This window comes from Pantoea sp. X-Soil-TKNS-1280 (assembly GCF_059730475.1).
The window spans coordinates 3,293,036-3,308,421 of the sequence record NZ_AP035962.1 but is presented as its reverse complement, the minus strand read 5'-3'; the positions used below and the strand labels follow the sequence as shown (position 1 = coordinate 3,308,421).

At 53.5% G+C, this 15,386-nt stretch carries 6 protein-coding genes, 2 tRNA genes and 3 rRNA genes; 7 read left to right on the top strand and 4 right to left on the bottom strand.

Going from position 1 to position 15,386, the window contains the following annotated elements; translation table 11 throughout:
* The first annotated feature begins 74 nt into the window (after positions 1–74).
* The 7 genes from clpB (at position 75) to AC6I8X_RS15315 (ending at position 9,821) form a co-directional block, all read left to right on the top strand.
* On the top strand, positions 75–2,648 hold the full coding sequence (gene clpB, locus AC6I8X_RS15345; RefSeq protein ID WP_310618270.1) for an ATP-dependent chaperone ClpB: 2,574 nt from the start codon (positions 75–77) through the stop codon (positions 2,646–2,648).
* 446 nt (positions 2,649–3,094) lie between these two features.
* A 16S ribosomal RNA gene (locus AC6I8X_RS15340) occupies positions 3,095–4,636 on the top strand.
* A 73-nt stretch (positions 4,637–4,709) separates the two neighbouring features.
* Positions 4,710–4,786: transfer RNA gene (locus AC6I8X_RS15335), tRNA-Ile, on the top strand.
* A 151-nt stretch (positions 4,787–4,937) separates the two neighbouring features.
* Positions 4,938–5,013 (top strand) — tRNA-Ala (locus AC6I8X_RS15330).
* A 196-nt stretch (positions 5,014–5,209) separates the two neighbouring features.
* Positions 5,210–8,114: ribosomal RNA gene (locus AC6I8X_RS15325) — 23S ribosomal RNA — on the top strand.
* Between the two features lie 105 nt (positions 8,115–8,219).
* Positions 8,220–8,335 (top strand): 5S ribosomal RNA (gene rrf, locus AC6I8X_RS15320).
* The 16S, 23S and 5S rRNA genes sit together here with 2 tRNA genes alongside, the layout of an rRNA operon.
* A gap of 181 nt (positions 8,336–8,516) precedes the next feature.
* Entirely contained in the window at positions 8,517–9,821 is a 1,305-nt protein-coding gene (locus AC6I8X_RS15315) for an MFS family transporter (RefSeq protein WP_313683318.1), read from the top strand.
* Positions 9,822–9,856: 35 nt separating this feature from the next.
* Here the strand turns inward: AC6I8X_RS15315 and pssA are convergent, their stop codons facing one another.
* The 4 genes from pssA to trxC all read right to left on the bottom strand — a co-directional run bounded on the left by pssA (position 9,857) and on the right by trxC (position 15,265).
* Positions 9,857–11,212, bottom strand: a complete 1,356-nt coding sequence (gene pssA / locus AC6I8X_RS15310; protein ID WP_497841047.1) for a CDP-diacylglycerol--serine O-phosphatidyltransferase — start codon at positions 11,210–11,212, stop codon at positions 9,857–9,859.
* 117 nt (positions 11,213–11,329) lie between these two features.
* On the bottom strand, positions 11,330–13,987 hold the full coding sequence (locus tag AC6I8X_RS15305; protein WP_497841046.1) for a bifunctional acetate--CoA ligase family protein/GNAT family N-acetyltransferase: 2,658 nt from the start codon (positions 13,985–13,987) through the stop codon (positions 11,330–11,332).
* A 77-nt stretch (positions 13,988–14,064) separates the two neighbouring features.
* Positions 14,065–14,757 carry a tRNA-uridine aminocarboxypropyltransferase gene (locus AC6I8X_RS15300; RefSeq protein WP_299449630.1) on the bottom strand — a complete coding sequence of 231 codons (693 nt, stop codon included), beginning with the start codon at positions 14,755–14,757 and terminating at the stop codon, positions 14,065–14,067.
* A gap of 88 nt (positions 14,758–14,845) precedes the next feature.
* Complete coding sequence (trxC, locus tag AC6I8X_RS15295) at positions 14,846–15,265, bottom strand: thioredoxin TrxC (RefSeq protein ID WP_084876407.1); 420 nt, start codon at positions 15,263–15,265, stop codon at positions 14,846–14,848.
* Positions 15,266–15,386: the final 121 nt, after the last annotated feature.

The window sequence follows — 15,386 nt, the reverse complement described above, 5'->3', positions numbered from 1 at the left end:
TCATTAACCTTGAAAATTTGAGGGATGACCTCATTTAATCTCCAGTAGCATTTTGACCTGTAATGGGAGGAAACATGCGTCTGGATCGTCTTACCAACAAATTCCAGTTGGCCCTGGCCGATGCACAGTCCCTTGCTCTGGGACACGATAACCAATTCATAGAACCCCTTCATGTGATGAGCGCGTTGCTCAATCAGGAAGGCGGATCGGTGCGTCCGTTGCTCAGCGCAGCGGGTGCCGATGTCGCTGGGCTACGCACCAGCATTGAACAGGCTATTAATCGATTACCACAAGTTGAAGGCACTGACGGCGACGTCCAGCCGTCTGCGGATTTAGTCCGTGTGCTTAACCTGTGCGACAAGCTGGCGCAAAAGCGCGGCGACAATTTTATTTCATCTGAATTATTTGCTTTGGCGGCCCTGGATTCACGTGGCTCGCTGGCTGATTTACTTAAATCGGCTGGTGCAACGTCGGAAAAACTCGCTAAGGCTATCGAGCAATTGCGAGGGGGAGAGAACGTGAACGATCAAGGGGCTGAAGATCAGCGTCAGGCATTAAAGAAATACACCATCGATCTGACGGAACGCGCCGAACTGGGCAAACTTGACCCGGTGATTGGTCGTGACGAGGAAATTCGGCGCACCATTCAGGTTCTGCAACGTCGTACCAAGAATAACCCGGTACTGATTGGTGAACCCGGTGTCGGTAAAACCGCTATCGTTGAAGGTTTGGCTCAGCGCATCATCAATGGCGAAGTGCCTGAAGGCCTGAAAGGCCGTCGGGTATTGGCGCTGGATATGGGAGCGCTGGTGGCGGGTGCGAAATATCGTGGTGAGTTTGAAGAACGTTTAAAAGGGGTCCTGAACGATCTGGCGAAGCAGGAAGGCAACGTCATCCTGTTTATCGACGAACTGCATACCATGGTCGGTGCCGGTAAAGCTGACGGCGCAATGGATGCCGGTAACATGCTTAAGCCAGCTCTGGCTCGCGGTGAGTTGCACTGCGTCGGTGCCACTACGCTGGATGAGTATCGTCAGTACATTGAAAAAGATGCTGCGCTGGAACGTCGTTTCCAGAAAGTGTTTGTGGCGGAACCGAGTGTTGAAGATACCATCGCGATTTTGCGTGGCCTGAAAGAACGCTATGAGTTGCACCACCATGTGCAAATTACCGATCCGGCGATAGTTGCTGCGGCAACGCTTTCACATCGTTATATCGCCGATCGCCAGTTACCGGATAAAGCTATCGACCTGATCGATGAGGCGGCTTCAAGCATTCGTCTGCAAATTGACTCTAAGCCGGAGCCACTTGATCGTCTCGACCGCCGCATTATCCAGCTCAAGCTGGAACAGCAGGCACTGAAGAAAGAGTCGGATGACGCCAGTGTCAAACGTCTGGAAATGCTGGAGAGCGAGCTTGACCAGAAAGAGCGTGAATACGCCGAGCTGGAAGAGGAGTGGAAAGCAGAGAAAGCGTCTCTGACTGGCACACAGAACATCAAGGCTGAACTGGAGCAGGCGCGTTTGTCTCTGGAGCAGGCGCGCCGTGTTGGCGATCTGGGGCAGATGTCCGAGCTGCAGTACGGCAAAATTCCGGCGCTGGAGAAACAATTGGCTGCGGCGACTCAGTCTGAAGGCAAGACTATGAAGCTGCTGCGCAACCGCGTGACCGATGTGGAAATTGCTGATGTACTGGCGCGCTGGACTGGTATTCCGGTCGCCCGCATGATGGAAGGGGAGCGTGATAAGTTGCTGCGGATGGAGCAGGAGCTGCATTCGCGCGTGATTGGCCAGGATGAAGCGGTAGAAGCCGTATCGAATGCGATTCGTCGTAGTCGTGCCGGCTTGTCTGATCCAAACCGGCCAATTGGTTCTTTCCTGTTCCTGGGACCAACAGGTGTGGGTAAAACCGAGTTGTGTAAGGCGCTGGCAAACTTCCTGTTCGACAGTGACGACGCCATGGTGCGTATCGATATGTCTGAGTTTATGGAGAAACACTCCGTATCGCGTCTGGTGGGTGCGCCTCCAGGATATGTCGGTTATGAAGAGGGTGGCTATCTGACCGAGGCCGTTCGTCGTCGTCCTTATTCGGTGATTTTGCTCGATGAAGTAGAGAAAGCCCATCCGGATGTTTTCAACATTCTGTTGCAGGTGCTGGATGATGGTCGCTTAACCGATGGGCAGGGGCGTACGGTCGATTTCCGTAACACGGTGGTGATCATGACCTCTAACCTCGGCTCGGATTTGATTCAGGAGCGGTTTGGTGCGCTGGATTATCCTGAGATGAAAGAAATGGTGATGTCGGTTGTCGGGCACCATTTCCGTCCGGAGTTTATTAACCGTATCGATGAAGTGGTAGTGTTCCATCCTCTGGGTGAAAAACACATTGCTTCTATTGCGCAGATTCAGCTGCAGCGGTTGTATAAACGTCTTGAAGAGCGTGGTTACCAGTTGCACATTTCGGACGCAGCCATCCGGTTGCTGGGTGAGAACGGTTACGATCCGGTTTACGGGGCGCGGCCACTGAAACGTGCTATCCAGCAGCAAATTGAAAACCCGCTGGCGCAACAGATTCTTTCTGGGGCGTTAGTGCCGGGTAAAACCATCGAGATGGATGTGAAAGATGATGTGATAGTCGCACATCAGTAAGAAATAACCATTAACGGGCCTGCGGGCCCGTTTTTTATGCCTTTCGCACAGGTTTTTGCTGGATTTTGCAACGCTTCGCCTGGAAAGTGAGCTGTCGTGCAAAAAGTTTAAATTAGCGCTTGTCACTCAGAATTATCTCCCTATAATGCGCCTCCACTGACACGGCAAAGCGGCAACGCAGACGGTCAGCGAGGGACGAAGTGATTCATCCCGCCGGAGAAAATCGCTGAAAAAAGTGATTGACTCTGAAGGAGGAAAGCGTAATATACGCCACCTCGCGACAGACGGTTAATCCGCTGCTCGCACTGCTCTTTAACAATTTATCAGACAATCTGTGTGGGCACTCGCAGGATTGATATCAAAAGTCTACGGACTTAAAAAATATCAAGTCTCAAGAGTGAACACGTAATTCATTACGAAGTTTAATTCTTTGAGCATCAAACTTTAAATTGAAGAGTTTGATCATGGCTCAGATTGAACGCTGGCGGCAGGCCTAACACATGCAAGTCGAACGGTAGCACAGAGGAGCTTGCTCCTTGGGTGACGAGTGGCGGACGGGTGAGTAATGTCTGGGGATCTGCCCGATGGAGGGGGATAACTACTGGAAACGGTAGCTAATACCGCATAACGTCGCAAGACCAAAGTGGGGGACCTTCGGGCCTCACACCATCGGATGAACCCAGATGGGATTAGCTAGTAGGTGGGGTAACGGCTCACCTAGGCGACGATCCCTAGCTGGTCTGAGAGGATGACCAGCCACACTGGAACTGAGACACGGTCCAGACTCCTACGGGAGGCAGCAGTGGGGAATATTGCACAATGGGCGCAAGCCTGATGCAGCCATGCCGCGTGTATGAAGAAGGCCTTCGGGTTGTAAAGTACTTTCAGCGGGGAGGAAGGCGATGAGGTTAATAACCTCATCGATTGACGTTACCCGCAGAAGAAGCACCGGCTAACTCCGTGCCAGCAGCCGCGGTAATACGGAGGGTGCAAGCGTTAATCGGAATTACTGGGCGTAAAGCGCACGCAGGCGGTCTGTCAAGTCGGATGTGAAATCCCCGGGCTTAACCTGGGAACTGCATTCGAAACTGGCAGGCTAGAGTCTCGTAGAGGGGGGTAGAATTCCAGGTGTAGCGGTGAAATGCGTAGAGATCTGGAGGAATACCGGTGGCGAAGGCGGCCCCCTGGACGAAGACTGACGCTCAGGTGCGAAAGCGTGGGGAGCAAACAGGATTAGATACCCTGGTAGTCCACGCCGTAAACGATGTCGACTTGGAGGTTGTGCCCTTGAGGCGTGGCTTCCGGAGCTAACGCGTTAAGTCGACCGCCTGGGGAGTACGGCCGCAAGGTTAAAACTCAAATGAATTGACGGGGGCCCGCACAAGCGGTGGAGCATGTGGTTTAATTCGATGCAACGCGAAGAACCTTACCTGGCCTTGACATCCACGGAATTTGGCAGAGATGCCTTAGTGCCTTCGGGAACCGTGAGACAGGTGCTGCATGGCTGTCGTCAGCTCGTGTTGTGAAATGTTGGGTTAAGTCCCGCAACGAGCGCAACCCTTATCCTTTGTTGCCAGCGATTCGGTCGGGAACTCAAAGGAGACTGCCGGTGATAAACCGGAGGAAGGTGGGGATGACGTCAAGTCATCATGGCCCTTACGGCCAGGGCTACACACGTGCTACAATGGCGCATACAAAGAGAAGCGACCTCGCGAGAGCAAGCGGACCTCATAAAGTGCGTCGTAGTCCGGATTGGAGTCTGCAACTCGACTCCATGAAGTCGGAATCGCTAGTAATCGTAGATCAGAATGCTACGGTGAATACGTTCCCGGGCCTTGTACACACCGCCCGTCACACCATGGGAGTGGGTTGCAAAAGAAGTAGGTAGCTTAACCTTCGGGAGGGCGCTTACCACTTTGTGATTCATGACTGGGGTGAAGTCGTAACAAGGTAACCGTAGGGGAACCTGCGGTTGGATCACCTCCTTACCTGAAGATACCTTCCTTCGAAGTGCTCACACAGATTGTCTGATAGAAAAGTAACGAGCAGAAAAACCTCTACAGGCTTGTAGCTCAGGTGGTTAGAGCGCACCCCTGATAAGGGTGAGGTCGGTGGTTCAAGTCCACTCAGGCCTACCAAATTTCTTCTCATGCTGCGTTATGCGCGCGGTCGTTTACCGACGTAAACTTCCCTTCCGCATGCCTTGCCTGAGCAGAAATTGCATTCTTCTTTTGTCTGAAGAATGTGAACTCGGTTGAGTGGTAGTAGTGGTCTCTGCAGTAACTGTATGGGGCTATAGCTCAGCTGGGAGAGCGCCTGCCTTGCACGCAGGAGGTCAGCGGTTCGATCCCGCTTAGCTCCACCATTACAGTACTTCAATACTTCAGAGCGTACCGGAAACGGTGTGCTGCGAAGTATTTGCTCTTTAACAATCCGGAACAAGCTGAAAATTTGAAACGACGCGTTGTGTCATTTCTCCGTAATAAGAAATGAAAGCGACGCGTTCGAGTCTCTCAAAAGCTTACGATTCATAAGCGTTGCAAAACGCCTGTGGGTTGTGAGGTTAAGCGACTAAGCGTACACGGTGGATGCCCTGGCAGTCAGAGGCGATGAAGGACGTGCTAATCTGCGAAAAGCGCCGGCAAGGTGATATGAACCGCAACAGCCGGCGATGTCCGAATGGGGAAACCCAGTGCACTTGTGCACTATCGTTAACTGAATACATAGGTTAACGAGGCGAACCGGGGGAACTGAAACATCTAAGTACCCCGAGGAAAAGAAATCAACCGAGATTCCCCCAGTAGCGGCGAGCGAACGGGGAACAGCCCAGGACCTGAATCAGTTTGTGTGTTAGTGGAAGCGTCTGGAAAGTCGCGCGATACAGGGTGACAGCCCCGTACACGAAAATGCACAGATTGTGAGTCCGATGAGTAGGGCGGGACACGTGGTATCCTGTCTGAATATGGGGGGACCATCCTCCAAGGCTAAATACTCCTGACTGACCGATAGTGAACCAGTACCGTGAGGGAAAGGCGAAAAGAACCCCGGCGAGGGGAGTGAAACAGAACCTGAAACCGTGTACGTACAAGCAGTGGGAGCATCCTTCGGGGTGTGACTGCGTACCTTTTGTATAATGGGTCAGCGACTTATATTCTGTAGCAAGGTTAACCGCATAGGGGAGCCGAAGGGAAACCGAGTCTTAATTGGGCGTTAAGTTGCAGGGTATAGACCCGAAACCCGGTGATCTAGCCATGGGCAGGTTGAAGGTTGGGTAACACTAACTGGAGGACCGAACCGACTAATGTTGAAAAATTAGCGGATGACCTGTGGCTGGGGGTGAAAGGCCAATCAAACCGGGAGATAGCTGGTTCTCCCCGAAAGCTATTTAGGTAGCGCCTCGTGAACTCATCTCCGGGGGTAGAGCACTGTTTCGGCTAGGGGGCCATCCCGGCTTACCAACCCGATGCAAACTGCGAATACCGGAGAATGTTATCACGGGAGACACACGGCGGGTGCTAACGTCCGTCGTGAAGAGGGAAACAACCCAGACCGCCAGCTAAGGTCCCAAAGTCATGGTTAAGTGGGAAACGATGTGGGAAGGCACAGACAGCCAGGATGTTGGCTTAGAAGCAGCCATCATTTAAAGAAAGCGTAATAGCTCACTGGTCGAGTCGGCCTGCGCGGAAGATGTAACGGGGCTAAACCATGCACCGAAGCTGCGGCAGCGACGCTTAGGCGTTGTTGGGTAGGGGAGCGTTCTGTAAGCCGCTGAAGGTGGACTGTGAGGTCTGCTGGAGGTATCAGAAGTGCGAATGCTGACATAAGTAACGATAAAGCGGGTGAAAAGCCCGCTCGCCGGAAGACCAAGGGTTCCTGTCCAACGTTAATCGGGGCAGGGTGAGTCGACCCCTAAGGCGAGGCTGAAAAGCGTAGTCGATGGGAAACAGGTTAATATTCCTGTACTTGGTGTTACTGCGAAGGGGGGACGGAGAAGGCTAGGTTATCCGGGCGACGGTTGTCCCGGTTTAAGCGTGTAGGTGTGAAGACCAGGCAAATCCGGTCTTCTTTAACACTGAGGCGTGATGACGAGCCACTACGGTGGTGAAGTAACTGATGCCCTGCTTCCAGGAAAAGCCTCTAAGCTCCAGGTAACACGAAATCGTACCCCAAACCGACACAGGTGGTCAGGTAGAGAATACCAAGGCGCTTGAGAGAACTCGGGTGAAGGAACTAGGCAAAATGGTGCCGTAACTTCGGGAGAAGGCACGCTGGCATTAGGTGAAGGGACTTGCTCCCGGAGCTGAAGCCAGTCGAAGATACCAGCTGGCTGCAACTGTTTATTAAAAACACAGCACTGTGCAAACACGAAAGTGGACGTATACGGTGTGACGCCTGCCCGGTGCCGGAAGGTTAATTGATGGGGTTATCCGTAAGGAGAAGCTCTTGATCGAAGCCCCGGTAAACGGCGGCCGTAACTATAACGGTCCTAAGGTAGCGAAATTCCTTGTCGGGTAAGTTCCGACCTGCACGAATGGCGTAATGATGGCCAGGCTGTCTCCACCCGAGACTCAGTGAAATTGAAATCGCTGTGAAGATGCAGTGTACCCGCGGCAAGACGGAAAGACCCCGTGAACCTTTACTATAGCTTGACACTGAACATTGAGCCTTGATGTGTAGGATAGGTGGGAGGCTTTGAAGCGTGGACGCCAGTCTGCGTGGAGCCGACCTTGAAATACCACCCTTTAATGTTTGATGTTCTAACGTAGGCCCGTAATCCGGGCTGCGGACAGTGTCTGGTGGGTAGTTTGACTGGGGCGGTCTCCTCCCAAAGCGTAACGGAGGAGCACGAAGGTTGGCTAATCCTGGTCGGACATCAGGAGGTTAGTGCAATGGCATAAGCCAGCTTGACTGCGAGAGTGACGGCTCGAGCAGGTGCGAAAGCAGGTCATAGTGATCCGGTGGTTCTGAATGGAAGGGCCATCGCTCAACGGATAAAAGGTACTCCGGGGATAACAGGCTGATACCGCCCAAGAGTTCATATCGACGGCGGTGTTTGGCACCTCGATGTCGGCTCATCACATCCTGGGGCTGAAGTAGGTCCCAAGGGTACGGCTGTTCGCCGTTTAAAGTGGTACGCGAGCTGGGTTTAGAACGTCGTGAGACAGTTCGGTCCCTATCTGCCGTGGGCGCTGGAGAATTGAGGGGGGTTGCTCCTAGTACGAGAGGACCGGAGTGAACGCACCACTGGTGTTCGGGTTGTCATGCCAATGGCATTGCCCGGTAGCTAAGTGCGGAAAAGATAAGTGCTGAAAGCATCTAAGCACGAAACTTGCCCCGAGATGAGTTCTCCCTGACTCCTTGAGAGTCCTGAAGGGACGTTGAAGACGACGACGTTGATAGGCCGGATGTGTAAGTGCAGCGATGCATTGAGCTAACCGGTACTAATGACCCGTGAGGCTTAACCTTACAACGCCAGAGGCGTTTTGGTGAGAGACCAGAGAAGATTTTCAGCATTGTTCGAACGGATTGATTCGTGCGGCCTGCGAGGGCGGTGCGGATAAACAGAATTTGCCTGGCGGCTGTAGCGCGGTGGTCCCACCTGACCCCATGCCGAACTCAGAAGTGAAACGCCGTAGCGCCGATGGTAGTGTGGGGTCTCCCCATGCGAGAGTAGGGAACTGCCAGGCATCAATCAAGTGAAGAAGCCCTGAACGAAAGTTCAGGGCTTTTTTACGTCTGAAAATTGCCCCACAAACCTCTTCCCGGTCACATTTTGTCATTCGGATATTTGCCCGCTTCACCTGACGGGCCAACAAATGCTTTACTCAATGCTTTGGCGTTTATTATCCGCAAGGAAAAGAGGAAAGCATGACAGACTCTCTACAACAAAAAGTGGTACCACACGACACGACGACCATTAGCAAACAACGCATCTGGGCGATTGTTGGTGCTTCATCAGGCAACCTGGTGGAGTGGTTCGATTTCTATGTTTATTCGTTCTTCTCACTCTATTTCGCCCATATATTTTTCCCATCGGGCGATACCACCACGCAATTACTGCAAACCGCAGGTGTATTTGCCGCAGGATTTTTGATGCGTCCTATCGGTGGCTGGCTATTTGGTTATATTGCTGATCGCCACGGACGAAAAAACTCCATGCTGATCTCGGTTTGTATGATGTGTCTCGGTTCACTGGTGATAGCCTGTCTGCCCGGATATGGGGAAATTGGCATTGCCGCTCCCACGATTCTGCTGCTGGCGCGCATGTTTCAGGGGCTGTCCGTGGGTGGAGAATATGGCACCAGCGCCACTTATATGAGTGAAGTGGCGCTGGAAGGACGCAAAGGGTTCTACGCCTCATTCCAGTATGTGACCTTAATCGGTGGGCAGTTACTGGCAGTGCTTACCGTGGTGGTGCTGCAACAAATTCTCAGTGATGAACAACTACATAGCTGGGGATGGCGTATCCCATTCTTCCTGGGCGCTATTCTGGCAGTTGTCGCACTCTGGCTGCGTCGCTCGCTCAATGAAACTTCAGAGAAAAAACACCGCGAACATCGTGATGCTGGCAGTATCCTTGGTCTGCTGCGCAATCACTCTCGTGCTTTTCTGATGGTGCTGGGCTTTACTGCCGGTGGTTCACTCAGTTTTTATACCTTTACTACCTATATGCAAAAATACCTGGTCAATACCGCCGGGATGGATGCACGCAGCGCGAGTGCATTAATGACCGGGGCGTTGCTGGTATTTATGTTGATTCAGCCGATTATCGGCGCGTTATCCGATAAAATCGGCCGCCGTGCTTCCATGATAATTTTTGGTGCGGGTGCAGCGATTTGTACCGTACCGATTCTGACGCTGCTACAAAATGTGCAGAGTGGCTGGCTGGCATTTCTTCTGGTGATGGTAGCGTTGATCATCACCAGCTTCTATACCGCTATCAGCGGCATACTTAAAGCAGAGATGTTCCCGCCGGAGGTGCGAGCACTGGGTGTCGGCTTATCTTATGCAGTGGCAAATGCTATTTTTGGTGGTTCTGCCGAGTACATTGCGTTGCTGCTGAAAAAAGAAGGCGTGGAAACCAGTTTCTTCTGGTATGTGTCAGCAATGGGTGCATTAGCGTTTCTGGTGTCACTGATGCTGCATCGCAAAGGGAAGGGGATTAAGTTATAACATGGCTGGCCGCTCCTCACTGAGCGGCCAGGGTCTCACAGCAGACGGCTGATAAGACGATCGATTCGGATCCGGCGCAGACGACGAATCAACTTGCGCACTTTTGCCGGATAGTCGGCAATGCTCTCCAGTTCACGGAAATGCTGCACCACCGTGGTATGTGTACGGATCAATGCCAGTTCCCGTTCGCGTTGTTCAGCCAGCTGATTCAGCGGGTCATGGATCAACACCGCATTTTCCAGATCGAGCCGCCAGGCGCGTGGATTGAGGTTATTGCCGGTGATCATCATCCATTCATCGTCCACCCAGATGCCTTTCAGATGGTAGCTATTTTCACCATCTTTCCACAGGCGCACCGTCAGCTGACCATTGTTGACGTAATATTGCAGGCGGCTGAGGAAACGGCGCAGGTTAATCTCGTAGAGATAAGGCAACGCACCGATAATCTTAAAGGGCTGCTCAGGTGGAATATAAAAGTCGTTGGCCGTTTTGTCCCCGATGATGATCTCAACCTCTTTTCCCTGACGCAGTAAATGGATCAGATTACGCACCAGGATAGCGGGCAGATTGAAATAAGGCGTACACAGGGTGAGTTTACGCTCGGCACAGGGCATTAAATGGAAGATGGTTTTATTCAGCAGGCTACGTTTGCCCAGGCCCACCAATGGTGTGACTGTCAGCGTTTCGTTGCCCGCATTACCGGTAAACTGATAGTTGAAGCCACGCAGATCCTGGCGGAACTGGCGGGTTTCATTTTTGATTTCCGGGCTGGAAGGGCGTTCTGACTGATCAAGACGGTGCACCGCATCTGATTGCTTCAGATTCTCACAGATCCACTGATACATGGTATCGGCCAGCTGCGGGTTGCGGATTAGCTGATAGCGGTCATAACGGTATTTATCATGCTGATGCAGATAGACATCGTTCAGGCTGGCACCGCTATACAACAGCGTGTCGTCAATGATAAAGCCTTTCAAATGCAGTACGCCCAGCGCTTCACGGGTGTTCACCGGAATACCATACACCGGAATGGCGATATCCGGATGCTGCGTCGCCATCTCGCAATACCAGTCGGCATTGGTGAAGCCTCGTGCTGCGCCGATGCGGCCACGTTGCGCACGATGCCAGTCCACCAGAATACTGATATCCAGTTCAGGACGTGCCTGACGCGCAGCATAGAGTGCCTGCATAATGCCACGTCCACCATCATCATTTTCCAGGTAAAGCGCAGCGATACAGATACGTTTTTCTGCAGCGGCAATTTTCGTCAGCAGGGTTTCGCGAAATTCAGCAGGCGAGTAAAGCGTGGTCACATCCGACACGGATTGTGACAGTTTAGGCAGCTGTGCGAGGTGTTGTTGGTGTTTATTGCGTTTGAATTTAGACAACATCACGGTGCACTTCTTCTCTGTTCATCGCATGGCCTTTTGCCATCAAATCATGATCCTAACGCGCGATAATAACATCAACCGGCGGGCCCGGGGGGATTTTTACCTTTCTCTACAAGGTTAGTCGATGCCATCATTTAAGGGTAAATTGAGGCTGACAATTCCGTCATCCAATTGAATATTCACACGAAAGTTAAGTTTTCGTGCCAGCGTAATCATGCCGGTATTGTGTGGCATGGTGATACCGTTCAATTGTTGCAGACCGTGATCGCGGGTATAGCGAATCATCTTCTCCAGCAGGCGTCTGCCCATGCCCAGCCCTTTGAGATCCGAACGCACCAGGACGGAAAACTCAGCATCAATGTTATCGGCATCAGAAATGGCACGCGTCACCCCAATAATCTCTTGTTGATTTGCCTGCTGACGCACCGCCACAATCGCCATTTCACGGTCATAATCGATCTGCGTCATATTGGCCAAATCCTCATGAGTGAATTCGTTGATCTCACTGAAATAGCGGTAGTAGAGATCTTCTTTGGTCACCTGCGCAATAAAGTCACGCAGCAGCGGTTCATCTTCAGGCAGGATGGGGCGGAACAGGCAATGCTGACCATCCTTCAACGCGAACTGCTCCTCTAGGTGATGAGGATAGGGACGAATCGCCAACCGGGCTTCGTTATCGCCGTGGAAAGGGGCCAGCTGGAGCGTGACATCCAGCAACGTAAATTCATCACCGGCGGCCAGTAGTGGATGAATATCCAGTCGCTGAATCTCCGGGCAATCCACCACCAGGTTAGAAACCTGCACCAGTAACTGGCTAAGCGCCGGAATATTTAACGGCCGCAGGGCGCTGCGGCTACGCACTTTGCCACTCTTCATCGCCTGGATCACCAGATAACGCGCCAGCGTCATATTGAGTGGCGGCAGGGCAACGGCGGCCTGTTTATCTGGCTGCCATTCAACGCCGCCTTCGCCCAGCAAAATAATCGGGCCAAACAGCGGATCCTGTTCGACCACCACGCGCAGCTCCTGTGCACCAGCGCGATTCGCCATGCTCTGTACCAGCAGGCCATCAATACGCGCGTGCGGATGGGTCTGGCGCACACGGTCAAAAATGGCTTCAGCAGCCTGCTTCACTTCTGCGGCACTGCGCAGATAAAGCATCACCCCCTGCACCTCGGATTTATGCGGGATATCTGGCGAACGAAGTTTGAGTGCCACGGGATAGCCAATCTGTCCGGCAATATTGGCTGCCGCAGCGCTGTCAGCTGCAATCCAGGTCGGCAAAGTTGCCAGACCATAGGCTTCCAGCACGGGCTGCACCTCGTGGGTATCCAGCGTGGTGATGCCTTGATCGAGCGCCTGCTGAATCAGCTGGTGCGCCTGAGCGCTATTCTGCGTTAGCCCTGGGGGTAGCGCGGGCGTTTCACGCAGTTGCTTCTGATTGCGACGATACTCCACCTGATGCATAAACGCGGTGACAGTCCCCTCCGGGGTGCGCCAGGTGGGGATGCCCGCCCTGGTGAAGGCACGCCGTGCGTCCTGCGAGGAGAACTCGCCGCACCAGTTAGTCAGCAATGTCACCTGTTTGCCACGCGGATGGCGGGCAATTGCCTCAATGATTTGCGCGGCAGTTTCGCTGGCAGGTGAGACCGCGCTTGGTGCGTGGATGATCATCAGCGCATCCAGCTCGTGGCTATCAAGCAGCTTCTCAATGCAGGTGACATAGCGTTCCGGAGTGGCATCATCTTTCAAGTCAAGAGGATTGCCGCGTCCCACTCCCTCCGGCAGCAGCGCCGCCAGCGCCTGCAAGGTCTCTTCGCTCAGTGTCGCCAGTTTGCCATTGCGCGCGTAAAGCTCATCCAGCGCCAGGGCTGCCGGGGCCGCACCATTGCTAATGATCATCAGACGATCGCCGCGTAGCGGACGCATATGGCTGAGTGATTCAACGGCAGAAAACAGTTCATGGGTATCCTGCACGCGCAGCAGACCGGCACGCTGGATGGCCGCATCCCAGGCGGCATCCAGCCCGCTATGGGTGCCTATCATCGCCTGGGCCTGATGGCTGCGGCCACTTTTGATCACCAGAATGGGTTTATTACGCGAGGCGCTGCGCGAGGCAGAAACAAAGCGGCGCGCATCGCTGAGATGTTCCAGGTACAGCAGAATGGCGCTGGTTTTGCCGTCGCGCGCGAGAAAATCGAGCAGGTCATCAACATCAATATCAAGGCTGTCACCGAGGGCAATAAACCAGGAAAACCCAAGGTTACGCTGTTGTGCCCAGTCGAGGATGGTGTTCGACACCGCCGCCGATTGCGAAATAAAGGCGATGCGGCCTTTCGCGATCGGCACCGGGGAAAAGCTGGCATTCAGACCTTGCCAGGGCGCAAGCAATCCAAGGCTGTTGGGGCCGAGCAGGCGGATCTGCCACTGGCTGGCGCAGGCTTTCAGTTCTTCCAGCTGGCTGGCCGGTGCAGAGAGGATAATGCAGGCTTTACAGCCTTTTTCGCCCAGTTGTTGCAGCAGTTCGAGGTTGCGTCGGGCATGGGTGCAGATGACAGCAAGATCCGGGGCGAAGGGCAGGCTGGCAATGTCCGGCCAGGCCAATACACCGCTCACGGCTTTATATTTGGGCGTCACCGGTAATACCGGGCCGCTAAAGCCCCCCGCCAACAGGTTACGCATCATAAAGTAACCCGCACGACCGGGTTTCACCGAGGCACCAATTACCGCAATGGATTTAGGTCGTAACAGCGCTTCCAGTCCGCGTTGGCTCATCATGCACTCCTGACATGGGGATTTGCATGATTGTAAACGCTTTTGGTGGCGTTTGCCGATTCACCGATCGCAGTCTGCTACAGGGCTTCGTCCAGGGCGTGTACAGGATGATGCGGCTTTCCGGCCAGATATGCCTGACGGAACTGTTCGAAATGCTGTTGCAAAGCGTTGGCCGCTGCTGCATCACCCGCCTGCTCCAGCAAGGCGGCGGCGACTTCAGCAGTGCAGTGCTGGCCTTCACCATGTGCTTCACGCAGCGTGTAACGCGAAGGCGTGGTGACATTCAGTGACATCACCGGAAATGCATCCAGCCATGGGCTTTTGCGGAACATTTTGCGGGCTTCAGTCCAGGTGCCGTCGAGCATAATAAACAGCGGTGGCTTGCCGGTGGTTGGCGGTTCGGTCAATACCGCACGGCCAGGATCGGCATAGGAAGCGGGGAACACCACCAGAGGCTGATATTCACTCATCTGCACCGCCTGTAATAATGCAGCATCCGGCTCGGTACGCGACCAGCCAAATGCCAGCGTATCTGGCAAGATGTCGGCGATAAGGCGTCCGGTGTTGCTCGGCTTCATTGGTTCGGTATCAAACATCACCAGACAGAAACGGCTACGCGCGGTTTGCGGTTGCAAGCTGGCACAGACGCAATGTTTATGCGGCAGAAGACAGCCCTGACAGCGGATAACACGATTTCCTCGTGCCAGAAAGGGGCGCGTGGCGCGGGCAAGGCGTTGCGAACGCAAACGCAGGACAGCATTTTCAGACATAACACTCAGGCGGGCAGAAAAAACGCAATTGTAATGGAATTGCCGCAGAAAGGTAATATGGCCAGCGCAAGGCTGGCCAGGGGCAGGATCACAGCGATTCGTCGAGCCATTCATTAAAGGGTGCTTTGGGCATGGCACCATTGAGCATATCGACCATTTCACCGTTCTTAAACAGCATGATGGTGGGAATGCTGCGAATGCGAAAACGCGAGCTGAGTGCCGGTTCTGCTTCGGTATTAACCTTTACAAAACGCACTTTACCACGCCGCTCATCGGCGACATCTTTGAACACCGGTGCGAAGTTGACACAAGGACCACACCACGGTGCCCAGAAATCGACCACTACCGGCAGATCATCCTGCAAATATTTATCCAGCGTCGCGGCCGTCGCGCTGACCACTTCACCGTTGAACAACTCACCGCCGCAGCGGCCACACTTGGCTCCATCGGCAATGCGTGCATCGGGCACGCGATTGGTTGCCTGACAGGAGGCGCATACCGTATTCATAGTTACCTCAACCGGACCTGTAAAACTTACGATTGCCGAGCATTATGAAAGGGTTGAGTGCTATGCTCAATCTGGATTGCCCAATAGGTTCAATAGTTGATAGCTAAGCGCCTACACATCA

What these genes read in the sequence shown, in the direction of transcription:
- clpB (WP_310618270.1), top strand. Translation starts at nt 75, where the DNA reads ATGCGTCTGGATCGTCTTACCAACAAATTCCAGTTGGCCCTGGCCGAT.
- AC6I8X_RS15315 (WP_313683318.1), top strand. Translation starts at nt 8,517, where the DNA reads ATGACAGACTCTCTACAACAAAAAGTGGTACCACACGACACGACGACC.
- pssA (WP_497841047.1), bottom strand. Translation starts at nt 11,212, where the DNA reads ATGTTGTCTAAATTCAAACGCAATAAACACCAACAACACCTCGCACAG.
- AC6I8X_RS15305 (WP_497841046.1), bottom strand. Translation starts at nt 13,987, where the DNA reads ATGAGCCAACGCGGACTGGAAGCGCTGTTACGACCTAAATCCATTGCG.
- AC6I8X_RS15300 (WP_299449630.1), bottom strand. Translation starts at nt 14,757, where the DNA reads ATGTCTGAAAATGCTGTCCTGCGTTTGCGTTCGCAACGCCTTGCCCGC.
- trxC (WP_084876407.1), bottom strand. Translation starts at nt 15,265, where the DNA reads ATGAATACGGTATGCGCCTCCTGTCAGGCAACCAATCGCGTGCCCGAT.